Here is a 24947-nt window from a genome sequence, read left to right as displayed (position 1 = left end):
TCCAGCGGGCAATCAGCGGCGGATGCGTTCCATACGCGGATCGAAGAGGGGCTCGGCGGCCACGGTCGCGGGGACCTTCTCGCCGAAGTACACGATGTGGACGGCGGTTCCGGGCACGGCGGCCCCGGCGGGCAGCCAGGCGTAGGCGACGGTACGGCCGATGCTGTAGCCGTACGCGGCGCTGGTCACGTAGCCCGCGGGGAGACCGTCCACGTACACCGGCTCATGGCCCATGACGATCGCGGCCGGGTCGTCCAGGGTGAGACAGGCCAGCCTGCGCCGCGCCGTCTCCTCGCCGCGGCCCTCCAGGGCCGCCCGCCCCAGGAAGTCGCCCTTGTCCATCCGGACGGCGAAGCCGACGCCCGCCTCGTACGGATCGTGCTCGGTGGTCATGTCATGGCCCCAGGCCCGGTAGCCCTTCTCCAGCCGCAGGCTGTTGAAGGCGGAGCGACCGGCGGCGATCACCCCGTGCCGCTGCCCGGCCTCCCACAGCGTGTCCCACAGCCGCAGGCCCAGGTCGGCGGTGGTGTACAGCTCCCAGCCCAGCTCGCCGACGTAGCTCAGCCGCATCGCGGTCACCGGCACATGGCCGATGTAGGTCCGGCGGGCCTTGAAGTAGCCGAACGCCTTGTGCGAGAAGTCGTCCGGGGTCAGCGGCTGGACCAGCTCCCTGGCCAGCGGGCCCCACACCCCGACGCAGCAGGTGCCGGGGGTGATGTCGGCGATGTGGACGTCGTCGGGGGCGTGGCGCAGCAGCCAGTCCAGGTCGAGACCGCTGTTCGCACCCACTTGGAAGCGGTTCTCCGCGAGACGGGCGACGGTCAGATCGCTGCGTACGCCCCCGGCCTCGTCCAGCAGCAGGGTGTAGGTGACCGCGCCCGGCTTCTTCGCGAGCTGATTGGTGGTCATGCGCTGGAGGAAGTCCAGGGCACCACGGCCGGAGACCTCCAGCCGCTTCAGCGGGGTCATGTCGTACAGCGCGACCCGCTCCCGGGTGGCCCGGGCCTCGGCGGCGGCGATCGGCGACCAGTAGCGGGCCGACCAGGCGTCGCGCTCCGGCAGTTCCAGACCCTCGGCGAGCGGGGCGTTGGCCTCGTACCAGTGCGGCCGCTCCCACCCCGCGCCCTCCAGGAAGTACGCGCTCAGCTCGCGCTGGCGCCCGTAGAAGGGGCTGACCCGCAGCGGACGGGGCCGCTCCACGGGCTGGAGCGGATGGATGACGTCGTACACCTCGGTGAAGCTCTGCGCGCCGCGCTCGGCGATGTACGCGGGGGAGGTCTGGGCGTCCTCGAAGCGGTACGGGTCGCATCCGTGGACGTCGAGGGACGGCCGTCCGTCGGTCATCCACTCGGCGACGGCCCTGGCGACGCCCGCGGAGTGGGTCACCCACACCGCCTCGGCCAGCCAGAAGCCGCGCACCTCACGGGACTCGCCGATGACCGGCATCCCGTCGGGGGTGAAGGAGAAGACCCCGTTGAACCCCTCCTCGACGCGGCTTCCGCCCAGCGCCGGGATCAGCCCGACGCTGTCCTCCCAAGCGGGCGCGAAGTCCTCCTCGGTGAACGGCAGCGAGGACGGCATCACCGGCGCCTCGTCGTAGGCGGGCACGGCGGCCGGGTCGACCGGCATCGGGCGGTGGGCGTAACTGCCGATGCCGATGCGGTCGGTGTGCTCGCGGTAGTACAGATCGCGGTCCTGGAAGCGCAGCAGCGGGCGGCTCGCCTCGGTCCGCGGGTCGTTCACCCCGGCCAGCTCGGGCAGCGGCGCCGTCTTCGCGTACTGGTGGGCGAGCGGCAGCAGGGGGACACGGACGCCCGTCATCGCGCCGATCAGCGGACCCCAGAACCCGGCGGCCGAGACGACGATGTCGGCGGGGAAGGTGCCCCGGTCGGTGACGACCGCGGTGACCCGGCCGTCCTCCTGCTCGATGCCGGTCACGGTGTGCCGCTCCAGGAACCGGGCGCCGCGTTCGGCGGCCCGCTCCATCTGGGCGCGGCAGGCGAGCAGCGCGCGGGCCAGCCCGTCGTCCGGGGTGTGGAAGCCGCCGAGGACCTTCTCCGGGTCCAGCAGCGGCCACAGCTCGGCGCACCGGGCCGGGGTGAGCAGTTCGCCCGTGACGCCCCAGGCCGCGGCGAGCCCCGCCTTGCGGTGCAGATCGGCCCAGCGCTCCTCGCTGGTGGCGATCTCCAGACCGCCGACCGGGTTGAAGCAGGACAGCCCGTCGACCTCCAGCGCGGAGAACTTCTCCACGGTGTAGACGGCGAACTCGGTGAGGGTCCTGGACGGGCTGGTCCGGAACACCAGTCCCGGCGCGTGCGACGTCGAGCCGCCGGCGGCGGGCAGCGGGCCCTGCTCCAGCACGGTGACGTCGCTCCAGCCGCGGGCGGTCAGCTCGTCCGCTAGCGAACAGCCGACGATCCCGGCGCCGACGATGACGACGCGCTGACTCCTGTCCGCGGTCATCACAGCACCACCACCGAACGCAGCACCTCGCCGCGCTGCATCTTCGCGAACGCGGACTCCACCTCGTCCAGCGCGATCGTCTCGCTGACGAACGCGTCCAGGTCGAGCTTGCGGCTGAGGTGGAGGTCGACCAGGACCGGGAAGTCCCGGCTGGGCAGACAGTCGCCGTACCAGGACGCCTTGAGCGCGCCGCCCCGCCCGAACAGGTCGATCAGCGGCAGGTCGATGCGCATCTCCGGATCCGGCACCCCGACCTGCACCAGCGTCCCGGCCAGATCGCGCATGTAGAAGCCCTGGCGGTACGTCTCGGGGCGGCCCACCGCGTCGATGACGATGTCGGCGCCCACGCCCCCGGTCAGCTCCCGGACCGCCTCGACCGGGTCCGTCCCCCGGGAGTTGACGGTGTCGGTGGCGCCGAAGCGGGTCGCCGCGTCCAGCTTGGCGTCGTCGATGTCCACCGCGATCACCCGGCGCGCCCCGGCCAGCGCGGACGCGGCGATCGCCGCGTTGCCGACCCCGCCGCAGCCGATGACCGCGACGGTGTCGCCGTTGGACACCCCGCCGGTGTGCACGGCCGCGCCGTAGCCCGCCATCACCCCGCAGCCGATCAGCCCCGCCGCCTCGGGACGGGCCGACGGGTCGATTCTCACCGCCTGCCCCGCCGCGACCAGCGTCTTCTCCGCGAACGCGCCGATGCCCAGCGCCGGGGTCAGCTTCGTGCCGCCGGCGAGGGTCATGGGCTGGGCGGCGTTGCGGCTCTCGAAGCAGTACCAGGGGCGGCCGCGGCGGCAGGAGCGGCAGCCGCCGCAGGGGGCTCGCCAGGCCAGCACCACATAGTCACCGGGCGCCACATTGGTGACCCCCGGGCCCACGGCCTCGACGATTCCGGCCGCCTCGTGCCCGAGCAGATACGGGAACTCGTCGCCGATCGCACCGTCCCGGTAGTGCAGATCGGTGTGGCACACCCCGCACGCCTGGACCCCCACCAGTACCTCGCCGGGTCCGGGATCGGGCACGAGGACCGGCAGCACCTCCACGGGTGCGCCCTTCTTCTGCGCGACGACGGCGCGGACTTCTTGCGGCATGGCGCACTCCTCTGTTCTCCTGCGCGGGCAGGGACCGGTTCGTGGGAGCTGGCACGAGCGGGGGCATGAGGCACTTGGGAGATGTGGGGGAGCCCAGCCGGTCCACAGGCCGCTGGTTACCCCCCAGTTGCGTATAGCGCGGCGCGTTGCGCGATGAGGGACATCCTGAAAGCCGTCTCCATGACGCGTCAAGAGGTGTGGGCAAACCGTCCGTAAAGCAGCGCTGACCCTGGGTTTCCCTCCCAGCGCACGACGAAGGGGCCGGAAAAAATCCGGCCCCTTCGGGTGGGTGATGGGTGGTATCCGGTCAGCCGGGGAAGCCCATGCGGCGGGACAGCTCCTCGGCGCTCTTCATGGCCTGCTCGGCGAGATCCAGCAGTTGGCTCTGGGCCATCCGGTACACCGGCCCCGAGACGCCGATCGCCCCGATGACCGCGCCGTCGTGGCCGCGGACCGGGGCCGCGACCGCGTTCAGCCCGATCTCCAGCTCCTCGCACGAGTAGGCGAAGCCGCGCTCGGCGGCGGTCTCCAGCTGCTGCCGCAGCTCCGCCGAGGTGGTGATGGTGTGCTCGGTGAACCGCGGCAGCTTCCGCGTCACCAGCCGCTCCCGCCGCTCGCCGCTCAGATGGGCCAGCAGCATCTTGCCGCTGGCGGTCGCGTGCAGCGCGGTGCGCCGCCCCAGCCAGTTGTACGCCGTCACGGCGGCGGCGCCGCGCGCCTGCATGATGTTGACCGCCGCGTCCCCGTCCAGCACTGCGATGTTGGCCGTCTCGCCGGTCTCGTCGGCCAGCGCCCGGCACACCGGGGCGCCCTCCTGCGAGATGTCGAGCCGGATGGCGGCCGCGCCCGCCAGTCTCAGCACTCCGGCGCCGAGGTAGTACTTGCCGCGTTCGCGCTCCTGGTCGACCAGGCCGCGGTTCTCCAGCACCCCCAGCAGCCGGAACGCGGTGGACTTGTGCACTCCCAGCTCGTCGGCGATCTCGGTCACACCGGCCTCGCCGAGCTTCGCGAGGATCTCCAGGACGCTGACCGCCCTGTCCACCGACTGTACTGCCCCGGAGGCCCCCCGCTTGTCCTCGGCCCGGTCCTCGGTCGTGTTCGTCATGGGTCTGATCTCACCATCCGGCGGCTCCGAGTGGGGCCTCTCGACGGGCAACTCTTGACGGCTGCCCTCCTCATCTGGATTCTGTTGCGCATCGCGCATTTCGATGCGCTCTCAACAACGCATGGTACCGATCAATGTGAGGGGGGCCAATGATTCCCGTCTGCCGTATCGAAGATCTGCCGGAAGGCGAGTCGGTGCGCATCGAGGCCGGCGACAGCCATCCGGCCATCGCGGTGTTCCACTCCGAGGGCGCGTTCTACGCCATCGACGACACATGCAGCCACCAGGACGCCTCCCTCTCCGAAGGCTGGCTCGAAGGCTGCTACGTCGAATGCCCGCTGCACGCCGCCCTGTTCGACCTGCGCTCCGGCATGCCCACCTGTCTGCCCGCCCGCAAACCGGTACGGACGCATGCGGTCACGGTGGTGGACGGATTGCTCTATGTCCACCCCTTGGTGCCCGCTGTCCAGGAAGAAGCCGTCGCGTGATCCGGCCGGTCACCGCCGCCGGCGAGGGTCGCCGCCGCCCCTGCGCGCTCGCTACGCGGCCGCGCCGCGAGCGCGCCGGCGCTCCCCGGCCCGCCGCGCTGTGACCGCCTCCTTGCGGGCGCGCCGGCGCTGCCGGCGCATCTCCCGCGCCGTGCTGCTGGGCCGGGACACCACTCCGTAGCGCTGGTTCCACACCTGGCGGGTCACCCAGACGTCCAGCACCCCCCAGGTCGCCACCACCGTGCTCGCCACCGCGGTGAGCACGGCGGGGAAGGCGAACCACGAACCGGCGAACGTGCACAGCACCGCCACCATCGCCAGCACCAGCGTCACCGCCACGATGATGACCGCCCGCACCGCCGACGTCCGCACCGGATCGGGCAGCCGTCGCCTGCGGGCGGCCTCCTCGGTCCATAGCTGCCGGGCACCTTGTGCCGGGATGTCGCGATCCTTGTCCAAGGCTTCCATGGCGTTCCCACCCCTTTCGGCGCTGCCCCGGTCCGGTCGGTCACACATGGCGGGACTTGGGTCGTATGCACCCCTAGTGTGCCTTGTTGGATCACGAATGGCAGCGATCAGTGGTTCCCGTGGGGAGGGGAATTCCGGCCAACGGTGTCCACCCCGGCGCACACCGTGACCGGCCGTCGGTGTGCCATGTCTCGGGGGTTAAGTCCGATAATCATCTGACAACTGGTGATCATCGAATGTGGAGAGTTCCCGGAAGCCTCCGGACAAGCCTTCGGGATGACCAGGGCTCAGTAGTAGGCTCGCGCCGCTCGTTGTCGGAGAACATCAGTCATCGCCCCGGTCACCGGGGACGACGTTGGGGAGGCCATGCGCTTTCGCGGGAAGTCCATCCGCAGGAAGATCGTGGCGCTGTTGCTGGTACCGCTTGTCTCGCTGACGGCGATCTGGGCGTTCGCGACAGTGATCACCGGCCGGGAGGCACTTCAGCTGCTCGACGCCTCCGCCATCATCGACAAGGCCGGTCAGCCCGCCGAGGACGCCGTGCACGCCGTCCAGCAGGAGCGACGGCAGACCCTGATCCTGCTCGCCGACCCACGCCAGGCCGACGCGCTGCCCCTGCTCCACACCCAGCAGCGCAAGACCGACGAGGCCATAGGGCGGCTGCGCGACGCGGAGTCGGACAGCACCGTGCACAGCCGGATGAACAGCGAGTCCGAGGGCCTGCTCGACGACGTCCTCAAGGCATCCGAGGGCCTCGACAGTCTGCGCCGGAAGGTCGAGGACAACGGTACCTCGCGGACCGCCGCCTATGAGTATTACAACAAACTCGTCGACCTCTGTTACGCGTTCCGCAGTTCGCTGCACGCCGTCCCCGACACCGACCTGGACAAGCAGGGCCGCGCGCTGGTCGCCATGATCCGCGCCCGCGAGGCCCTGTCCCGGGAGGACGCGCTGTACGTCTCCGCGCTGACGGCCCGGAAGCTGACGCTGAGCGATCTGAAGGCGATGTCCGACCTCATCGCCGAGCGCACCCTGCTCTACGACACCAACCTGCCGATCCTGCCCGCCTCCGAGCAGAAGGTCTTCGCCGACTACCGGCGCACCAACGCCGCCCCCGCGGCGCTGCGCATCGCCGAGGGCAAGATCCTGGCCACCATGGAGCCGCGCCAGGCCATCAGCGCCATGGACCGGGAACACTGGGAGAACGCGGCCGGGCCCGTCCTGGGCGACTACGACCGGCTGGGCGACGAGGCCACCGACCGCCTCCAGAAGCGCATCGACCCGGTGGCCAACAGCGTCCTGTACAAGGCGGGCGCCGCCGCCGTCCTCGGCCTCCTCGCCTTCGTCGTCTCGGTCTTCGTCTCCGTCCGGATCGGCCGCGGGCTGGTCCGCGACCTGTCCCGGCTGCGCACCGACGCCCAGGAGGCGTCCAGCGTCCGGCTGCCGAGCCTGATGCGCCGCCTCGGCGCCGGCGAGCGGGTCGACGTCGAGCGGGAGGTGCCCCGGCTGCGGCACGGCCCCGACGAGATGGGCCAGGTGGGCCAGGCGCTCAACACCCTTCAGCGGGCCGCCGTCGAGGCCGCCGTCAAACAGGCCGAACTGCGCCAGGGAGTCTCCGAGGTCTTCGTCAACCTCGCCCGCCGCAGCCAGGTGCTGCTGCACCGCCAGCTGACCCTGCTCGACGCGATGGAGCGGCGCACCGAGGACACCGACGAACTCGCCGACCTGTTCCGGCTGGACCACATGACCACCCGCATGCGGCGGCACGCCGAGGGCCTGGTCATCCTCTCCGGCGCGGCGCCCTCCCGGCAGTGGCGCAAACCCATCCAGCTGATGGACGTCGTGCGCGCCGCCGTCGCCGAGGTCGAGGACTACGAGCGGATCGAGATCCGCAGACTGCCCCGGATCGCGGTGAACGGCCCCGCCGTCGGGGACCTCACCCATCTGATCGCCGAACTCCTGGAGAACGCCACCGTCTTCTCCCCGCCGCACACCGCCGTCCAGGTGCACGGGGAGCGGGTCGCCAAGGGCTTCACCCTGGAGATCCACGACCGGGGCCTCGGCATGACGTCCGACGCCCTGACGGAGGCCAACCTCCGGCTCTCCGAGACCCCCGACTTCGAGCTGTCCGACACCGACCGGCTCGGCCTGTTCGTGGTCGGGCGGCTCGCCCAGCGGCAGGGCGTACGGGTCTCGCTCCAGCCCTCCGCGTACGGCGGCATCACCGCGATCGTGCTGATCCCGGCCGCCGTGCTCACCGAATCCGGCACCGGCGCGGATGGCCAAGGCTCGGACGGCCGGGGCGGGGACGGCCAGGGGCGGGACGGCGATACCGGCCGCCACGAGAAGCGGCAGCGCGGCGCCGCCGTGCCGAAGCAGCGCAGGCCCCGCGGCCCGTCCCCTTCGGTGGTGAGCAGGCCCCCCGCCGAACAGCACCAGCAGGCGTCCGACGGCCGCTCCGGCGCCCCCGCGCCCCTGCCCCGCCGCGTACCGCCGGTGCTGGTCTCCGACCACGGCCACCCGGTCGACGACGACGCGGCGCCACGCCACCCCCGGCCCTCCTGGGCCGAGCGGCGGGACCAGGACCCGGACGAGGGCGCGCACCGGACCACGGAACACCAACAGGACCGGACCCGGCACCCGGAACAGGACCCGGGGGCCAGGGACGACGGCGAGGACCGGCGTCAGGACCAGGCGCCGCCCCGCCGGGGCACTTCCGGGCTGCCCAAGCGGGTACGCCAGGCGAGCCTCGCCCCGCAGTTGAAGCACGACCCCGAACCACCGGCAGAGGGCGACCGATACGCTGCCGACACCGATCCCGAACGCGACGCCGAACAGGCGAGGGCCACCATGGCCTCGCTGCAACGGGGATGGCAGCGCGGTCGGCGGCAGACGGCCACCGGTTCCGACGGTTCGGACACGGCACCAGGAACGAGAGATGAGGGGGACGGGCGATGACCGCATCGAACGCCGCAGCACGCAACGGATCGGCACCGTCGGGCGAGTTGAACTGGCTGCTCGACGAACTCGTGGGCCGGGTCGGCAGCATCCGCAAGGCGCTGGTGCTCTCCGGCGACGGACTGCCCACCGGCGGTTCGCGCGATCTGTCCCGGGAGGACGGCGAACACCTGGCCGCCGTGGCCTCGGGATTCCACAGCCTCGCCAAGGGGGTCGGCCGCCACTTCGACGTGGGCCGCGTCCGGCAGACCGTGGTCGAACTCGACGACGCCTTCCTGTTCGTCACCTCCGCCGGTGACGGCAGCTGCCTCGCCGTACTCGCCGACGCGGACTCGGACGTAGGCCAGGTAGCCTATGAGATGACGCTGCTGGTCAAGCGGGTGGGCGCGCATCTGGGCTCCCCTTCGCGATCCGGTGGGTGACGGAGGCGGGGGGGAGATGACCGGAGACGGTGCGACCGACGACCGCTGGTTCGACGACGCTGCCGGACCGGTGGTCCGGCCCTATGCCATGACGCGGGGCCGCACCCGCAGCGCCGCCGAGGACAAGCTCGACCTGATCGCCGTCGTCGTCGCCGACCGAGCGCAACCGGGGACCGCCGCCGACCAGACGTTGTCACCGGAACACATCGACATCGTCGAACTCAGCCGCGACACCCCACTGTCCGTCGCCGAGCTGGCGGCCGAGCTTGACCTTCCGGTCGGCGTGGTCCGCGTACTCATCGGCGACCTGCTTCACGCGGCACTCGTCCGAGTGTCCCGGCCCGTACCTCCGGCGGAACTGCCGGACGAGAGGATTCTGCGCGAGGTGATCAATGGTCTACGGGCACTCTGACCCGGACCGCCCCCATATCGTCGAACCCGTGACGCTCAAGATTCTGGTGGCGGGCGGGTTCGGCGCGGGAAAGACGACACTGGTGGGCGCGGTCAGCGAGATCAAACCGCTGCGCACCGAGGAACTGCTCACCGAGGCGGGCCGGCCGGTCGACAACATCGCGGGGGTGGAGGGCAAGAAGACCACCACCGTCGCGATGGACTTCGGGCGCATCACGCTCCGCGAGGACCTGGTGCTGTACCTCTTCGGCACCCCGGGGCAGGACCGCTTCTGGTTCCTGTGGGACGAGCTGGCGACCGGCGCCCTGGGCGCGGTGGTGCTGGCCGACACCCGTCGGCTGGAGGACTGCTTCGCCGCCGTCGACTACTTCGAGCGGCGCGGCATCGCCTTCACGGTGGCCGTCAACTGCTTCGAGGGCGCCGACAGCTATCCGGAGGAGTCGGTGCGCGAGGCGCTGGACCTCGACCCCGGCACCCCGGTGGTGATGTGTGACGCGCGCGAGCGCGAATCCGTCAAGCATGTGCTGATATCGGTCGTCGAGCACGCCATGCTCGCCACCGCGGCCACCAGCTGACCACAGGGCACACCGCGCCGCGCGCATGCCCGGCGCGATCACCGCACCGCGATCACCGACGAACCATGGCCGAACAGGCCCTGGTTCGCGGTGATGCCCACCCGCGCCCCCGCCACTTGGCGGTCGCCCGCCCGGCCCCGCAACTGCTGGGCCAGCTCGCACACCTGGGCGATGGCCTGGGCCGGAACCGCCTCCCCGAAGGAGGCGAGACCACCGCTCGGATTGACCGGAATCCGGCCGCCCAGCGCCGTGGCACCCTCCCGGAGCAGCTTCGCGCCCTCCCCGGCGCCGCACAGCCCCAAGTCCTCGTACCACTCCAGCTCCAGCGCGGTGGACAGGTCGTACACCTCGGCGAGCGACAGGTCCTCCGGCCCGATCCCCGCCTCCTCGTACGCCGCCCGCGCGATCGACGGCCGGAACGCGTCCGCCACCGCGCCGGAGCCGGTGGCGGAGTCGGTGGCGATGTCCGGCAGATCGAGCGCGGTCCGCGGATACACCGGCGAGACGGAAGAGACGGCCCGGATCCGCACCGGGTCCGCCACCCCGTGCCGCCGCGCGAACTCCACGCTGCTCAGCACGAGCGCCGCGGCCCCGTCCGAGGTGGCACAGACGTCCAGCAGCCGCAGCGGATCGGCCACCACCGGCGATGCGGCCACCTCCTCAGCGGTCACGGGGGAGCGGTAGCGGGCGTGCGGGTTGGCGGCGCCCACGGCCGCGTTCTTCACCTTGACCGCCGCGAAGTCCTCGGGCGTGTCCCCGTACAGCGCCATCCGGCGGCGCGCCCACAGCGCGAAGTACGCCGGGTTGGTGGCGCCCAGCACCCGGAAGCGCAGCCAGTCCGGATCGTCGGGCCGGTCGCCACCGGAGGGGGCGAAGAACCCCTTGGGCGCCGCGTCCGCGCCCACCACCAGCACGGTGTCCGCCATGCCGGACAGGATCTGGGCGCGCGCGGTGTCGATGGCCCGCGCACCGGACGCGCAGGCGGCGTACACGCTGGTGACGCGCGCCCCCTGCCAGCCCAGCGCCCGCGCGAAGGTCGCCCCCGCCACCTGGCCCGGATAGCCGCAGCGCACGGTGTTCGCGCCGACCACCGACGCGATGTCCGGCCAGTCGAGCCCGGCGTCCGCGAGCGCCGCCCGAGCCGCCTTCGTCCCGTACTCCACGAAGCCGCGGCCCCATTTGCCCCACGGGTGCATCCCGGCGCCGAGCACCGCCACGTCGCCGGTCATGACGCCCCCTCGGCGGCCGCCGGGACGGGCCGCCAGTGCCAGGTCGCCCAGCTCTGCCCGCCCTCCCCGGCCAGCACCCCCGGCGCCACCTCGACCTCCATGCCGACCGCCAGATCCGCCGCCGTCACCCCGGGCGCGCCCTGGCCGAGCACCACCATCCGCTCGGCGGCCAGCTCCACGGCGATCAGCGTGTACGGCTCCCAGTCGCGCGCCGGATCGGACGGGTAAGGGGCGGGCGGGCGGTAGCGGCCGTCGGTGTACGACCACACCCGGCCGCGCCGCGACAGCGGCACCTCCTCCAGCTCCTCACCGGCGCACCCGGGCGCCCGGCAGAAGGCGTCCTCGCGCGGGAAGTACACCGCGCCACAGCCCCGGCAGCGGGTCCCCAGCAGCCGGAATTCCCCGTCACCGGAGGTGAACCACCCGGCGACCACGGGCGTACGCGCAGATGCCACGGCTTCTCCCGACCGACGACTCGGTGATAACTGACAGAGCGTCAGAAGTGTTGCACAGGGACCGCGCGACGGGTAACCCACGTACATGACGGATGAGACGGAAGAGGCGGTCCGCTGCACGGCCGTCACCAAGGAGTTCGGTACCAGCGGCACCGGCGGTGCCGTCCGGGCGCTGGACGCCGTCGACCTCACCCTCCGCCCGGGCGAGTTCTTCTCGCTCCTCGGCCCCTCCGGCTCCGGCAAGACCACCCTGCTCCGCCTGATCGCCGGGTTCGAGCGGCCCACCAGCGGCCGTATCGAGCTCGCCGGGCGGGACGTCACCGCGCTGCCCCCGCACCGCCGCGATGTGCACACCGTCTTCCAGGACTACGCGCTCTTCCCGCACATGACCGTCGAGCAGAACGTGGCGTACGCCCTCACCGTGCGCGGCGTCCGCAAGCCGGAGCGCGTCGCCCGCGCCCGCGAGGCCCTGGCCACCGTGCGCCTCGACGGCTTCGCCTCCCGCCGCCCCGACGCGCTCTCCGGCGGCCAGCGCCAGCGCGTCGCCCTCGCCCGGGCCCTGGTCGACCGGCCCGCCGTGCTGCTCCTCGACGAACCGCTCGGCGCCCTCGACCTGAGGCTGCGCCAGGAGATGCAGACCGAGCTGAAGCAGCTCCAGCGCACCACCGGCATCACCTTCCTCCTGGTCACCCACGACCAGGAGGAGGCGCTGACGATGAGCGACCGCGTGGCCGTCGTCGCTGACGGCCGGATCGAGCAGACCGGCCCGCCCCTGGAGGTGTACGAACGCCCCGCGACCGCCTTCGTCGCGGGCTTCGTCGGCACCACCAACCTGCTGCGCGGCGAGGCCGCGGTCCGGGTGGTCGGCCGCCCCGGCGCGTACAGCATCCGCCCCGAGCGCATCCGGCTCGCCGACCCCGCCGGCCCGCCCCTCGACGGCGAGCGCACGGTAAGGGGGCGCATTGCCGACATCGTGCACGCCGGGGCGCACACCCGCTTCACCGTCGTGCTTCCGCACGGCGACCGGCTCACCGTGCACCGGCAGAACCTCTCCGAACTCCCGCCCAGCGCCCGCCCCGAGGCCGAGATCCGGCTCGTCTGGGACGAGAAGGACGCCTTCCCGGTGCCGAGTTGACCTTCTCATTGCCGGAGGCACCCTGGCGTCGGCATACGCGCCGCGCTGATACTGACGGGGCCTCGAGCGCCAAATGGGACGAGGAGGACCGGATGCGGAAACGGACGACATCCGCGTGGAGGTCCGCGGCGGCCGTGTGCGCGCTGCTGCTGACCGCCGCTGGCTGCGGATCCGACGACGACGGCAAGGCCGCCCACGCCCCCGACAAGCTCGGCAAGGGCGAGGGCAAGGTCAACATCATCGCCTGGGCGGGCTACGCCGAGGACGGCTCCAACGACCCCGAGGCCGACTGGGTCCACCCCTTCGAGAAGAAGACCGGCTGCAAGGTCAGCACCAAGACCGCCGGCACCTCCGACGAGATGGTGTCCCTCATGAAGACCGGCCAGTACGACACGGTCTCCGCCTCCGGTGACGCCACCCTGCGCCTCATCGCCTCCGGTGACGCCGCCCCCGTCAACACCAAGCTGGTGCCGAACTACAAGGACATCTTCCCGGCCCTCAAACAGCAGCCGTTCAACTCCAGGGACGGCCGGATGTACGGCATCCCGCACGGCCGCGGCGCCAACCTCCTCATGTACCGCACCGACAAGGTGAGGCCCGCCCCCGACTCCTGGCGCGCCGTCTTCGACGACGCCGCCGCGCACCGGGGCCGTGTCACCGCGTACGACTCGCCCATCTACATCGCCGACGCCGCGCTCTACCTCATGCGCGCCAAGCCGTCGCTCGGCATCAAGAACCCGTACGCGCTCGATCAGAAGCAGCTCGACGCCGCCGTCACCCTGCTCAAGAAGCAGCACCAGGCGGTCGGTGAGTACTGGAGCGACTACCAGAAGGAGATCACCGCCTTCAAGGGCGGCGACAGCGTCATCGGCACCACCTGGCAGGTCATCGCCAACCTCACCCAGGCCGAGAAGGCGCCCGTCAAGGCCGTGCTCCCCAAAGAGGGCGCCACCGGCTGGTCCGACACCTGGATGGTCTCCTCCAAGGCCGAACACCCCAACTGCGCCTACAAGTGGCTCGACTGGATCGTCTCCCCGAAGGTCAACGCCCAGGTCGCCGAGTACTTCGGCGAGGCACCCGCCAACCGCAAGGCGTGCGCCGAGACCGCCGACCCGAACCACTGCGCCGTCTTCCACGCCGCCGACGAGAAGTACTTCCAGCGCGTCCACTTCTGGACCACGCCCATCAAGCAGTGCCTCGACGGCCGCAAGAACACCACCTGCACCGACTACGCCCAGTGGACCCGCGCCTGGACCGAGGTCAAGGGCTAGCGGCGGGTGTCCTCCGCATCGGGCCGGGCGCGGCTGCGCCTCGCCGCGCTCCTCGGACCGCCCCTGCTGTGGCTGACCCTGGCCTACCTCGGCTCGCTCGCCGTCCTCCTGATCTCCGCCTTCTGGACCACCGACTCCTTCACCTCCGACGTCGTCCACACCTGGAACACCGACAACGTCCGCGAACTGCTCACCACCCCCGTCTACCGCACCATCGCGCTGCGCACCCTCACCATCGCGGCCGCCGTCACCGTCCTCGACGCCCTGCTCGCCCTGCCCATGGCGTTCTGCATGGCGCGCGTCGCGGGCCCACGCTGGCGGCGGCCGCTGCTGGTGGCCGTGCTCACCCCGCTGTGGGCCAGCTACCTGGTCAAGGCGTACGCCTGGCGGGTGATGCTCGGCGAGGACGGCGTGATCAACTCCGCGCTCGCCCCGCTCGGACTGCACGGGCCCGGCTACGGCACCACCGCCGTCGTCCTGGTGCTCGGCTACCTCTGGCTCCCGTACATGATCCTCCCGGTGTACGCGGCCCTGGAACGGCTCCCCGAACGCACCCTGGAAGCCTCCGCCGACCTCGGCGCCGGCACCTGGCGCACCCTGCGCTCGGTCGTCCTGCCCGCCGTACGGCCCGCCCTGTTCGCCGGGTCCGTCTTCACGTTCTCGCTCAGCCTCGGCGACTACATCGCCGTGCAGATCGTCGGCGGCAAGACCCAGCTCCTCGGCAACGTCATCGCCTCCCAGGTCACCCTCGACCTGCCGATGGCCGCCGCGCTCTCCGCCGTGCCCGTCGTCCTCATCGTCTGCTACCTGGCCGCCGTGCGCCGCGCCGGTGCCCTCGACGCGCTCTGAGAGGTGCCGACATGAAGCTCTCGCGCACCGCCCGGATCGTCCTCGGCTGCGTCACCGCCGCCGGACTCGCCGTCGTCTACGCGCCGCTGCTGCTCGTCCTGCTCAACTCCTTCAACGCCGACCGCTCCTTCAGCTGGCCGCCCAGCGGCTTCACCGGCCAGTGGTGGCGTGCCGCCCTGCACAACCAGGGCGCCCGCGACGCGCTGCTCACCTCGCTCAAGGCCGGGCTCGCCGCCACCGGGATCGCACTGGTCCTGGGCACCACGGCCGCGTACGCCGTCCACCGGCACCGCTTCTTCGGCCGCCGGACCGTGTCCTTCCTGCTGGTGCTGCCGATCGCGCTGCCCGGCATCGTCAGCGGCATCGCCCTCAACGCCGCCTTCCGCACCGTCCTGGGCCCGCTCGGCATCGGCTTCGGCCTGTTCACGGTGGTCGTCGGGCACGCCACCTTCTGCGTCGTGGTCGTCTTCAACAACGTGGCGGCCCGGCTGCGCCGCATCGCCCCCTCAATGGCCGAGGCATCGGCGGACCTCGGGGCGCGCCCCTGGCAGACCTTCCGCCACGTCACCTTCCCGGCCATGCGCTCGGCGCTCTTCGCGGGCGCGCTGCTCGCCTTCGCGCTCTCCTTCGACGAGATCGTGGTGACGACCTTCACCGCCGGGCCCGGCACTCGCACCCTGCCCATCTGGATCTACGAGAACCTGGCCCGTCCCCACCGGGCCCCCGTCGTCAACGTGGTCGCCGCGGCTCTCATCGCCCTCTCCGTGGTGCCCGTGGCCATCGCGCAGCGGCTGTCCTCGGACACCGCGGGCGGGCGGCTTTGAGGCAGCTCAGTGCCGGGTCAGTGAGCGGCGCGAGACGGGGAAGTCGAAGTAGGTGTCGGGGAACGGCTCCGGCTGGAAGGTGTAGTGCCACCATTCCTCGGCCAGATTGACGAAGCCCTGCGCCTCCATCGCCCCCTTGAGCAGCAGCCGGTTGGCCCGCTGCGGGCCCTTGATCCGCGGATCGAGCGTGTGCGAGAGGGTGTCGAAGCAGTCGTAACCGGTACCCATGTCGACCGAGTTGTCGGGGAAGCGCTCCTTCTTCGGCGCGTAGCAGGGCACCAGCTTCTCGCCCGGTACGTACGGACGGGTCGGCAGCGCGGGCAGTTTCACGATCGTCAGATCCATCGTGCTGCCCCGGCTGTGCCCCGACTTCTCGGCGATGTACCCGTCCTCGAACAGCCGGGTCTTGTCGACGTCCGGGTAGAACTCGCCCTTCATCCGCTGGTCGTCGAGGTCCTTCGCCCAGTCGACGAAGGTGTCCACCGCCCGCTGCGGCCGGTAGCAGTCGTACACCTTCAGGGTGTAGCCACGGTCCAGCAGTTGACGCTGCACCCGGTGCAGCGCCCTGGCCGCCGGGCGGGTCAGCAGGCACAGCGGCCTGCGATAGCCGTCGACGGGGCGGCCGGTGAAGTTGTGCGGCGTGAAGTACCGGATCTCCTGGCGGATCGTCGGATCCACCTCGCTCAGCGCCACGAACTCCTTCGGCGCCTTGGGCTCGGCCTCCGCCTGCGCCGGGGCGGGCGAGGCGAGGGCCATCAGGGCGGCGACGGGCAGGGCGAGCGCGCGCAGCGCGGCGGTGACTCTTGGCATGAACAGCCAATTACCCCGTGGCGCCCGCCCCCGAACCACCCCGCACCCGCACCGGATACCCCGCCGCGACGCCGCCCTCCCGCTCGACCCGCACCTCGTCCCCGCGCAGCCGGGAGACGAACCGCACCAGCTCCACCGCGTCCCAGCCGTCGCCCGCGTCCACCGCCAACGCCCCGCCGCCCTTGCGCCCCTGGCACGGCGTCCACACCTCCAGCTCCACGCCGCCCTCCGGCGACGCCACGGGTATCACCGCGCCCGCCCGGGCCAGCACCGGGATCCGGGACAGCGGCGCGTCGATCACCACCTGCCCCGGGCCCTCGTACGCCCGCCCGGTCGCCGTGTCGTACCAGCGGCCGCGCGGCAGCCGCACCGTCCGCCGCACCGCGCCCTCCTCCAGCACCGGCGCCACCAGCAGCGCGTCGCCCAGCAGAAAGGCGTCCTCGCAGTCGCGCAAGCCGCGGTCCTTCGGCTGCCGCCACCACACGGGCCGCACATAGGGCGCGCCGGTGCGCTCCGCCAGCCGGGCCAGCGTCATGAAGTACGGCAGCAGCCGCTGCCGCTCGCGCAGCGCCGCCGCCGCGTGCTCCAGCACCCCGGCCCCGAACTCCCACGGCTCCCGCCGCCCGGCCGTGATCGCCGAATGCGTACGGAACAGCGGCAGATACGCGCCCAGCTGGAACCACCGCAGATACAGCTCAGGCGACGGGGAGCCGGTGAAGCCGCCGATGTCCGGGCCGGAGTACGGCACCCCCGAGAGCCCGAGCCCGATCACCAGCGCCAGCGAAGCGCGCAGCCCCGGCCAGCCCGTCGCCACCTCGCCGGACCAGCTGCCCCCGTACCGCTGGAGCCCCGCCCAGCCGGAGCGGGAGAACAGGAACGGCCGCTCGTCGGGGCGCAGCTCGCCGAGCCCCTCGTACCCGGCCCTGGCCATGGCCAGCCCGTACACGTTGTGCGCCTCCCGGTGGTCGCCGCCCCGGCCCTCCAGGGCGTGCCGGGCCGAGCGCGGCAGCGTGGCCTCGCCGAACGCGGCGAACGACACCGGTTCGCACCGGCCGTGCCACACCCCGGAGAACCCCTGCTCCAGCCGCTCCGCGTACAGTCCGCCCCACCACTTGCGCACCCGCGGATCGGTGAAGTCCGGATACACCGACTCGCCCGCCCACACCACCCCGCGCACCTCACGGCCGCGGGCGTCGGCCACGAACCCCTCCGCCGCCGCCCCGCCGTCGTACACCGCGTTGCCCGGCTCCGCCTTCACCGCCGGGTCCACGACCGACACCAGCCGCACCCCGTCCGCGCGCAGCTCGGCGGCGAGCCCGGGCAGATCGGGGAACCGCGCCGCGTCCACCGTGAACACCCGGTGCCCCGCCAGGTGGTCGATGTCCAGGTGCAGCGCGGACAGCGGAAGGTCCCGCTCCCGGTACCCCGCCACCACCCGCCGCACCTCGTCCGCGTTCCCGAACCCCCAGCGCGCGTGGTGGTGGCCCAGCGCCCAGCCCGGCGGGACCGCGGGGGAGCCGGTCAGCGCCGCCCAGCCGTGCAGCACCCGCGCCGGGGTGCCCACGAACACCCAGTAGCGCAGCGGCCCGCCCTCCATGCGCATCCGCACGCCACCCGGCCGGTCGTGCCCCGAGCCCGCCCCCTCCTCGCCCTCCCGCAGGGTGACCGTGCCGTCCCACGAGTTGTCGTGGAACACCAGATGGGTGCCCGCGTCGGCCACCACCAGCTGCACCGGCATCGTCAGCGACAGCGGATCGTCGCCCGGCCCGAAGCCGCGGCCGGGATCGGTGTTCCACAGCCGGTACGAACCGTCCCGCAGCCGCGGCCCGCCCGCCCGTCCGCCGAGACCGAAGAACCGCGCGTCCGCCGCCACCTCCGACCGCTGGTGCCAGCGCGCGCCCGTGACCGCCGCGCCCCGGCCCCCGCCCGCCCGGTCGATCACCGCCTCGGCCGGTTCCCACCAGCGCGGCGGCAGATCCCGCCGCAGCACCACCCCGCCCGGGGTACGCACCTCCACCGTGCCCATCCGCGACACCGCGACCGTCACCCGCTCCGACACCACCCGCCAGCCGCCGTCCGTGTCCGGCTCCAGCTGGGCCCGCTCGTCCGCCTCAGGGCACGCCCCGTCCAGCGCGTACGACGGCTCCGGCTCGGCCCCGTCCCAGCCGCAGAACACCGCACCACCCGCCGCCACCCGCACCCGCAGCGACGACCGCGCGAACCGCACCACACCACCGCCCGGCTGCGGATCCGCACCCTCCACCACACCCGGCACCCGGGCCAGCTCCGCGCCCCGCGGCGGCAGCCCGGTCGCGTCCGAACGGCGACGCCGCCACGCCCACCGCAGGGAGCGCAGCCCCTGCGCCGTACCGACAGCCTTCACCGACCGCACCAGGTCACGCGCACTCATACTGATCACTGTGCCATTGACGAGGCAGGACGCGACCATAGTTCAACTGCCGTTCACCCATGGTCATCCCACCTGCCACCCACCGCGCACGTGTCGTCCCACATACCGCCCGGCGCGGATGTGGGGTGGCGACCCTGGTGCACAAGTCGATCACATGGCATCGTCCTGCTCGGACGCAGATGCGGACCGAAGCGGACTTCCCGGGAGCCGACACAGATGAACACCGCAGCGCACCCCGACCACCTGCCCGGCCCCCTGTGGCAGCCCGGCGCGGACCGGATCGCCCGCGCCCAGCTGACCCGCTTCCACGACTGGGCGGCCTTGCGGCACGGCGCGCCCGCCGCCCGCCCCGGCGACCCGGCCGCGAGCTACGCCGCGCTGCACCGCTGGTCGGTGGAGGAGCTGGAGACGTTCTGGCAGGCGGTCGCCGAATGGTTCGAGGTGCGCTTCGGCACCCCGTACGAGACCGTGCTCGCCGACCCCGCCATGCCCGGCGCCCGCTGGTTCCCCGGCGCCACCCTCAACTACGCCGAGCACGCCCTGCGCGCGGGCGAGGACCCCGCCCGCGCCGAAGAACCCGCGCTGCTGCACGTCGACGAGACCCATGAGCCGCGCCCCGTCACCTGGGCCGAGCTGCGCGCCCGGGTCGGCGCGGCCGCCGCCGCGCTGCGCCGCCTCGGCGTCCGCCCCGGCGACCGGGTCAGCGGCTACCTCCCCAACATCCCGCAGGCCACCATCGCCCTCCTCGCCACCGCCGCCGTCGGCGGGGTGTGGACCTCCTGCGCCCCCGACTTCGGCGCGCGCAGCGTCCTGGACCGCTTCCAGCAGGTCGAGCCGGTCGTCCTGTTCACCGTCGACGGCTACAACTACGGCGGCAAGACGCACGACCGCACCGAGACCGTCGCCGAGCTGCGCCGCGAGCTGCCGACCGTGCGCGCCGTCGTCCACATCCCGCTGCTGGGCACCCCCGCCCCCGAGGGCGCGCTCGACTGGGACGACCTGGTCCGCGAGGGGACGGAACCGGTCTTCGAGCAGGTGCCCTTCGACCACCCGCTGTGGGTGCTCTACTCCTCCGGCACCACCGGGCTGCCCAAGGCGATCGTCCAGTCCCAGGGCGGCATCCTGCTGGAACACCTCAAGCAGCTGGGCCTGCACAGCGACCTCGGCCCCGAGGACCGGTTCTTCTGGTACACCTCCACCGGCTGGATGATGTGGAACTTCCTGGTGTCCGGGCTGCTCGTCGGCGCCACCGTGGTGCTGTACGACGGAAGCCCCGCCCACCCGGACACCGCCGCCCAGTGGCGCATCGCCGAGCGCACCGGCACCACGCTGTACGGCACCTCCGCCGCGTACGTCATGGCCTGCCGCAAGGCCGGGGTGCACCCGGGCCGCGACTTCGACCTGTCCCGGGTGAAGTGCGTCGCCACCACCGGCTCACCGCTGCCCCCGGACGGCTTCCGCTGGATCCACGACGAGGTGGCCGAGGACATGTGGATCGCCTCCGTCAGCGGCGGCACCGATGTGTGCAGCTGCTTCGCGGGCGCCGTGCCGACCCTCCCCGTCCACATCGGCGAGCTCCAGGCCCCCGGCCTCGGCACCGACCTCCAGGCGTGGGACCCACAGGGCCGGCCGGTGACCGACGAGGTCGGCGAGCTGGTCGTCACCCGCCCCATGCCGTCCATGCCGGTCCGCTTCTGGAACGACCCGGACGGCAGCCGCTACCGCGACAGCTACTTCGGGATGTTCCCCGGCGTCTGGCGCCACGGTGACTGGATCACCCTCACCTCGCGCGGCACCGTCGTCATCCACGGCCGCTCCGACTCCACCCTCAACCGGCAGGGCGTACGGATGGGGTCCGCCGACATCTACGAGGCGGTCGAACGCCTCCCCGAGATCCGCGAATCCCTCGTCATCGGCGTCGAACAGCCCGACGGCGGCTACTGGATGCCGCTCTTCGTCCACCTCGCCCCGGGCGCCACCCTCGACGAGGAGCTGCTGGCCCGCATCAAGAGCACCATCCGCGCGGAGCTGTCCCCGCGCCATGTCCCCGACGAGGTCATCGAGGTCCCCGGCGTCCCCCACACCCTCACCGGCAAGCGCATCGAGGTCCCGGTCAAGCGCCTCCTCCAGGGCACCGCGCTGGACAAGGCGGTCAACCCGGGGTCGGTGGACGACATCGACCTGCTGCGGTACTACGAGCGCCTGGCCCGGACGAAGGGCGTCGCGGCCGACTGAGGGAGCGTTGTCGGTGCCACCGGTTACGGTGAGTGAGCACTGAACGTCTGCGCTGAGGGGGAGTCATGGCGCACACCGACACCGGGACCGGCGGCTCCGGCCGCACCCACGACCACGGCGACGACCGCGGGACACCCACCGCGATCCGCGCCCTGCGCAGGGAAGTGCCCAGCGTGGTGGCGCTGTTGGCGGCCGAGGACGACTTCGCGGCGATGCGGCGGTATGCCTCGTTCGGCTTCGACGACCACGCCCGGTATCTGCGGCGGATGGAGGCACTGCTGCGCGCGCTCGCGTCACAGGGCGTGCACACCACCGTCGCCCTCTTCGACCCGGTCGCCTACGAGGAGTACTGCGCGCACACCCGGATCGACCCGGACACCCCCATGAGCCGCAGCCGCTACACGGCGGAGGTGGCGTCCACGGGCGCCACCGTCGTCTACGAGGGCCAGCCCGTCGACCAGCTGCTGCCCCGCCTGATCACCGCGGCCGAGGAGCGCGCCACCTGGGAGTACGCCTCGGCGGTGCTCGCCCGGGCGGGCGGCCGCGACGGCTGTGACACCTGTGACCCATGTGGTGCCTGCGGGGGCGCCACCGGCCGCGCGGCGTTCGACCGCGCCACGGCCGCGCTGCACGCGGTGCTCGACGCGGCGGGCCCGGGCCTGCACCACCTGGTGTGCAGCGTCCCGGTGGACGGCACCCCGCTGGCCGCCGTGGTGCACGCCACCGCGCGCGAAGGGCGCCCGACCAGGCTCGCCGAGCCCGGAGCGCTCGTCTTCCGCACCGTGCTGGCCTGCGGCATCGCCACCAAAAGCCCCGGCGGCATCGTCCTGCGGACGACCCTGCCCGGTGCGAAGGACACCGTCCGCGGCTGGGCGCTGCGCGACGGCTGGCCGCGCCCGCTGAGCGAGGCCGAGGTGTTCACCGCGTACTGCACCGACGCCCGGACCGGCGAGCCGATCCCGCCGGAGCACGGCGTCGAGTACCGGGCGGGCCTCCCGCTGGCCCGGCCCGAGGAGGAGTGACACGGCGAAGGGCCCGTCCCGCCGCGGTCACCACGGCGGGACGGGCCCTTATCGCCCTGCTTCAGCTCATCGGCTCACTCGCCGGACAGCACCGCCTGCGCGGCCCGGCGCGCGTCCTCGGCGGTGTCCGCCGCGCGCGCCGCCGAAGCGGCCCGCTCGCACTGGGCGAGCGTGTGCTTGGCCAGCGTGGCGCGGACATACGGAATCGACGCCGCACCCATGGAGAGGCTGGTGACACCCAGACCGGTCAGCACACACGCCAGCAGCGGATCCGACGCGGCCTCGCCGCACACCCCGCAGCTCTTGCCCTCGGCCTGCGCGGCCTCTGCCGACGCCGCGACCAGGTCGAGCAGCGCGGGCTGCCACGGGTCCTGGAGCCGCGACACCGCACCCACCTGCCGGTCCGCGGCGAAGGTGTACTGGGCCAGATCATTGGTGCCCAGCGACAGGAACTCGACCTCCTGGAGGATCGAGCGGGCCCGCAGCGCGGCCGACGGAATCTCCACCATCGCGCCGAACTTGGCCTGGAGCCCGGCCTCCCGGCACGCGTCGGCGAACGCCTTGGCGTCCAGCCGGTCCGCCACCATCGGCGCCATGACCTCGAGGTAGACCGGCAGCCCCTCCGCCGCCTTCGCCAGCGCCGTCAATTGCGTCCGCAGCACGTCGGGGTGGTCCAGCAGCGTGCGCAGCCCGCGTACGCCCAGCGCCGGATTGGGCTCATCGGAAGGAGTGAGGAAGTCCAGCGGCTTGTCCGCGCCCGCGTCCAGGACCCGTACCACCACCCGGCCCTCGGGGAACGCCTCCAGCACCTGCCGGTAGGCGTCGGCCTGCTTCTCCTCCGACGGCGCCTTCGTGCTGTCGTCCAGGAAGAGGAACTCGGTGCGGAACAGCCCCACCCCCTCGGCGCCCGCCTCGACCGCCGCCGGCACGTCCGCCGGACCGCCGACATTCGCCAGCAGCGGCACCTTGTGCCCGTCGGAGGTCGCGCCAGGACCGGACGAGGCGGCCAGCGCCGCCCGCCGCTCCTCGGCGGCCCGGGTCAGCTCCGCCCGCTTCTCCTCGTTCGGCGACACGAAGATCTCGCCCGTGCTGCCGTCCACCGCGATCATGGTGCCCTCGATCAGCTCCCCGGCACCGGGCAGCGCCACCACCGCGGGCACCCCGAGGGCCCGCGCCAGAATCGCGCTGTGGCTGGTCGGCCCGCCCTCCTCGGTCACGAAGCCGAGCACCAGGGTCGGATCGAGGAGCGCCGTGTCGGCCGGGGCGAGATCGCGGGCGATCAGCACATACGGCTCGTCGCTGTCGGGCACCCCCGGCATCGGCACGCCCAGCAGCCGCGCCACGATCCGGTTCCGCACATCATCGAGGTCGGCCACCCGGCCCGCCAGGTACTCCCCGGCCCCGGCCAGCAGCGCCCGGTAGGCGGCGAACGCGTCGTACACCGCGCGCTCGGCGGTGCTGCCCACCGCGATGCGCCGCTCGACGTCGGCGATCAGCTCCGGGTCCTGCGCCATCATGGCCTGCGCCTCGAGCACGGCCTGGGCCTCGCCGCCCGCGAGATTGCCGCGCGCGATCAGATCCGCCGACACGGCCTCCACCGCCTGGCGCGCCCGTCCCTGCTCACGCGGCGCCTCGTCGGCCGGAATCTGCTTCGCGGGCGGCTCCAGTACCGCCGTGCCCATGTGGCGCACCTCGCCGATGGCCACCCCGTGGCTCACGCCGACGCCTCGCAGCGTTGTCTCCATGTCACCTGTCCCCGGTTGATACGGCGGAACCCCGCCGTGGTGGATGTCGTACTCGCCTTCGACGCCGCCCGGACCGGTTCCGGACGGCGCCGGGGTCACGTCCAGCCGAAGAGCGTGTCGCCCGGCTTCACATCGCCGTCCTCCCGGACGGCGGAGAGGGAGTCGGCCGTGGCCTCCAGGGCCACGACCGGGCAGATCGGCGACTTGCCCGCGGCCACGGCCGCCGCGGGGTCCCAGCGCACGATCGCGTCACCGCGCTTGACGGTGTCTCCCTTGTTGATGAGTACCTCGAAGCCGTCACCGTTCAGCTGCACGGTGTCGATCCCGAGGTGGGTGAGCACCCCATGTCCTTCCTCGTCCACGACCACGAACGCGTGCGGGTGCAACGAGACGACGATGCCGTCCACCGGAGCCACGGCCACACAGGGCTCGAGCACCGGGTCGATCGCCGTACCCGGACCCACCATGGCGCCCGAGAACACCGGATCGGGAACCGCTGTCAGTCCGATCGCGCGCCCGACGAGCGGAGACGTCACGGTGGTCATGGGAAGCCTCCCGGGATGAAGATCCATCTCGCGCTGTCACCGCCTGTCCCGGACAGCGCACTGCCCAGAAGCGTAAGTCATAGGAACTTGGGATTCCGCACAAGCGGCGCAGGCCGGAGACCCCCCACGGGGCCCGAATCGATTTGCCACGGCCGCGTGAGGCGCTGTACTGTCGTACCCCTGCCCATCCGGATGAAGCATCGCAGTCAGCTGCGGCCTCGTCCAGGTTGAGGGCGGCACCTTCAGTCACTTGATCCAAATCTCGGATCCGCTTTCGCCTGCGCGAAAGACACGGATTCGGAAAGCGGAAAAAGGTCTGATAGCGTGGCGGAACACCGAACGGAAAGGCCCGGAGAAACCGGTGATACGGTTTCAAAGGAAGCGATCGTTCCTTGAGAACTCAACAGCGTGCCAAAAGTCAACGCCAGATATGTTGATACCC

The 24947-nt window shown here is 72.3% G+C and carries 22 protein-coding genes; 11 read left to right on the top strand and 11 right to left on the bottom strand.

The annotated features are described in order from the left end of the window. Nucleotides 1–12: 12 nt before the first annotated feature. The 3 genes from ACH4TL_RS43400 to ACH4TL_RS43390 form a co-directional block, all read right to left on the bottom strand. Complete coding sequence (locus ACH4TL_RS43400; RefSeq protein WP_398330481.1) at nt 13–2463, bottom strand: FAD-dependent oxidoreductase; 2451 nt, start codon at nt 2461–2463, stop codon at nt 13–15. Then, nucleotides 2463–3548 (bottom strand): S-(hydroxymethyl)mycothiol dehydrogenase, encoded by a 1086-nt coding sequence (locus ACH4TL_RS43395; protein ID WP_398330478.1) that lies wholly within the window; start codon nt 3546–3548, stop codon nt 2463–2465. The genes ACH4TL_RS43400 and ACH4TL_RS43395 overlap by 1 nt, the downstream gene beginning before the upstream one ends. A gap of 307 nt (nt 3549–3855) precedes the next feature. After that, entirely contained in the window at nt 3856–4653 is a 798-nt protein-coding gene (locus ACH4TL_RS43390) for an IclR family transcriptional regulator (RefSeq protein WP_398330474.1), read from the bottom strand. Between the two features lie 149 nt (nt 4654–4802). Between ACH4TL_RS43390 and ACH4TL_RS43385 the strand changes: the two genes are divergently transcribed. Then, entirely contained in the window at nt 4803–5141 is a 339-nt protein-coding gene (locus ACH4TL_RS43385) for a bifunctional 3-phenylpropionate/cinnamic acid dioxygenase ferredoxin subunit (RefSeq protein WP_398330471.1), read from the top strand. Between the two features lie 51 nt (nt 5142–5192). On the opposite strand, the gene ACH4TL_RS43380 is transcribed toward ACH4TL_RS43385, so the two are convergent. Further along, nucleotides 5193–5657 carry a hypothetical protein gene (locus ACH4TL_RS43380; RefSeq protein WP_398330468.1) on the bottom strand — a complete coding sequence of 155 codons (465 nt, stop codon included), beginning with the start codon at nt 5655–5657 and terminating at the stop codon, nt 5193–5195. Between the two features lie 318 nt (nt 5658–5975). Here ACH4TL_RS43380 and ACH4TL_RS43375 point away from each other — a divergent pair, with 318 nt between their 5' ends. Genes ACH4TL_RS43375 through ACH4TL_RS43360 form a run of 4 tightly spaced genes read left to right on the top strand, consistent with a single transcriptional unit; the run spans nt 5976 to nt 9975 of the window. Further along, a complete protein-coding gene (locus ACH4TL_RS43375) occupies nt 5976–8567 on the top strand; it encodes a nitrate- and nitrite sensing domain-containing protein (protein WP_398330464.1) in 2592 nt (863 codons plus the stop codon). Next, complete coding sequence (locus ACH4TL_RS43370; protein ID WP_398330461.1) at nt 8564–8989, top strand: roadblock/LC7 domain-containing protein; 426 nt, start codon at nt 8564–8566, stop codon at nt 8987–8989. Before ACH4TL_RS43375 ends, ACH4TL_RS43370 begins: the two co-directional genes overlap by 4 nt. A 16-nt stretch (nt 8990–9005) precedes the next feature. After that, nucleotides 9006–9401: a DUF742 domain-containing protein gene (locus ACH4TL_RS43365; RefSeq protein WP_398330458.1), complete on the top strand. Its 396-nt coding sequence runs from the start codon at nt 9006–9008 to the stop codon at nt 9399–9401. Beyond that, nucleotides 9382–9975 carry a GTP-binding protein gene (locus ACH4TL_RS43360; RefSeq protein WP_398330455.1) on the top strand — a complete coding sequence of 198 codons (594 nt, stop codon included), beginning with the start codon at nt 9382–9384 and terminating at the stop codon, nt 9973–9975. The genes ACH4TL_RS43365 and ACH4TL_RS43360 overlap by 20 nt, the downstream gene beginning before the upstream one ends. A 38-nt stretch (nt 9976–10013) precedes the next feature. Here the strand turns inward: ACH4TL_RS43360 and ACH4TL_RS43355 are convergent, their stop codons facing one another. Next, nucleotides 10014–11204, bottom strand: a complete 1191-nt coding sequence (locus tag ACH4TL_RS43355; RefSeq protein ID WP_398330452.1) for a lipid-transfer protein — start codon at nt 11202–11204, stop codon at nt 10014–10016. After that, nucleotides 11201–11659: a Zn-ribbon domain-containing OB-fold protein gene (locus ACH4TL_RS43350; protein WP_398330449.1), complete on the bottom strand. Its 459-nt coding sequence runs from the start codon at nt 11657–11659 to the stop codon at nt 11201–11203. Before ACH4TL_RS43350 ends, ACH4TL_RS43355 begins: the two co-directional genes overlap by 4 nt. 85 nt (nt 11660–11744) lie before the next feature. Here ACH4TL_RS43350 and ACH4TL_RS43345 point away from each other — a divergent pair, with 85 nt between their 5' ends. The 4 genes from ACH4TL_RS43345 to ACH4TL_RS43330 all read left to right on the top strand — a co-directional run bounded on the left by ACH4TL_RS43345 (nt 11745) and on the right by ACH4TL_RS43330 (nt 15738). Beyond that, nucleotides 11745–12794, top strand: coding sequence for an ABC transporter ATP-binding protein (locus ACH4TL_RS43345; RefSeq protein WP_398330446.1), 1050 nt, complete (start codon nt 11745–11747; stop codon nt 12792–12794). Nucleotides 12795–12886: 92 nt separating this feature from the next. Beyond that, a complete protein-coding gene (locus tag ACH4TL_RS43340) occupies nt 12887–14065 on the top strand; it encodes an ABC transporter substrate-binding protein (RefSeq protein WP_398330443.1) in 1179 nt (392 codons plus the stop codon). 6 nt (nt 14066–14071) lie between these two features. Then, nucleotides 14072–14914 carry an ABC transporter permease gene (locus ACH4TL_RS43335; protein ID WP_398330440.1) on the top strand — a complete coding sequence of 281 codons (843 nt, stop codon included), beginning with the start codon at nt 14072–14074 and terminating at the stop codon, nt 14912–14914. 11 nt (nt 14915–14925) lie between these two features. Then, the gene (locus tag ACH4TL_RS43330; protein ID WP_398330436.1) at nt 14926–15738 is read left to right on the top strand and encodes an ABC transporter permease; all 813 of its coding nucleotides are present in this window, start codon (nt 14926–14928) and stop codon (nt 15736–15738) included. A gap of 6 nt (nt 15739–15744) precedes the next feature. Here ACH4TL_RS43330 and ACH4TL_RS43325 read toward each other — a convergent pair whose 3' ends face one another. Both ACH4TL_RS43325 and ACH4TL_RS43320 read right to left on the bottom strand, forming a co-directional pair. Continuing rightward, complete coding sequence (locus ACH4TL_RS43325) at nt 15745–16548, bottom strand: M15 family metallopeptidase (RefSeq protein ID WP_398330433.1); 804 nt, start codon at nt 16546–16548, stop codon at nt 15745–15747. Between the two features lie 10 nt (nt 16549–16558). After that, complete coding sequence (locus tag ACH4TL_RS43320) at nt 16559–18958, bottom strand: glycoside hydrolase family 31 protein (protein ID WP_398330430.1); 2400 nt, start codon at nt 18956–18958, stop codon at nt 16559–16561. A gap of 216 nt (nt 18959–19174) precedes the next feature. On the opposite strand from ACH4TL_RS43320, the gene ACH4TL_RS43315 reads away from it, so the two are divergent. Both ACH4TL_RS43315 and ACH4TL_RS43310 read left to right on the top strand, forming a co-directional pair. Next, nucleotides 19175–21193: an acetoacetate--CoA ligase gene (locus tag ACH4TL_RS43315; protein ID WP_398330427.1), complete on the top strand. Its 2019-nt coding sequence runs from the start codon at nt 19175–19177 to the stop codon at nt 21191–21193. Nucleotides 21194–21258: 65 nt separating this feature from the next. Then, nucleotides 21259–22215: a hypothetical protein gene (locus ACH4TL_RS43310; RefSeq protein WP_398330424.1), complete on the top strand. Its 957-nt coding sequence runs from the start codon at nt 21259–21261 to the stop codon at nt 22213–22215. A gap of 74 nt (nt 22216–22289) precedes the next feature. Here the strand turns inward: ACH4TL_RS43310 and ptsP are convergent, their stop codons facing one another. The 3 genes from ptsP to ACH4TL_RS43295 form a co-directional block, all read right to left on the bottom strand. Then, nucleotides 22290–23960 (bottom strand): phosphoenolpyruvate--protein phosphotransferase, encoded by a 1671-nt coding sequence (ptsP, locus tag ACH4TL_RS43305; RefSeq protein ID WP_398330421.1) that lies wholly within the window; start codon nt 23958–23960, stop codon nt 22290–22292. A gap of 95 nt (nt 23961–24055) precedes the next feature. Then, nucleotides 24056–24505 (bottom strand): PTS glucose transporter subunit IIA, encoded by a 450-nt coding sequence (locus ACH4TL_RS43300; protein ID WP_398330418.1) that lies wholly within the window; start codon nt 24503–24505, stop codon nt 24056–24058. A gap of 242 nt (nt 24506–24747) precedes the next feature. Further along, the coding region (locus ACH4TL_RS43295; protein WP_398330415.1) for a hypothetical protein at nt 24748–24947 on the bottom strand (200 nt) is incomplete at its 5' end.

Source organism: Streptomyces sp. NPDC021115 (genome assembly GCF_044333065.1).
Lineage (GTDB): Bacteria > Actinomycetota > Actinomycetes > Streptomycetales > Streptomycetaceae > Streptomyces.
The sequence above is the reverse complement of the archived record's forward strand: the minus strand, read 5'-3'. Positions and strand labels throughout refer to the sequence as shown.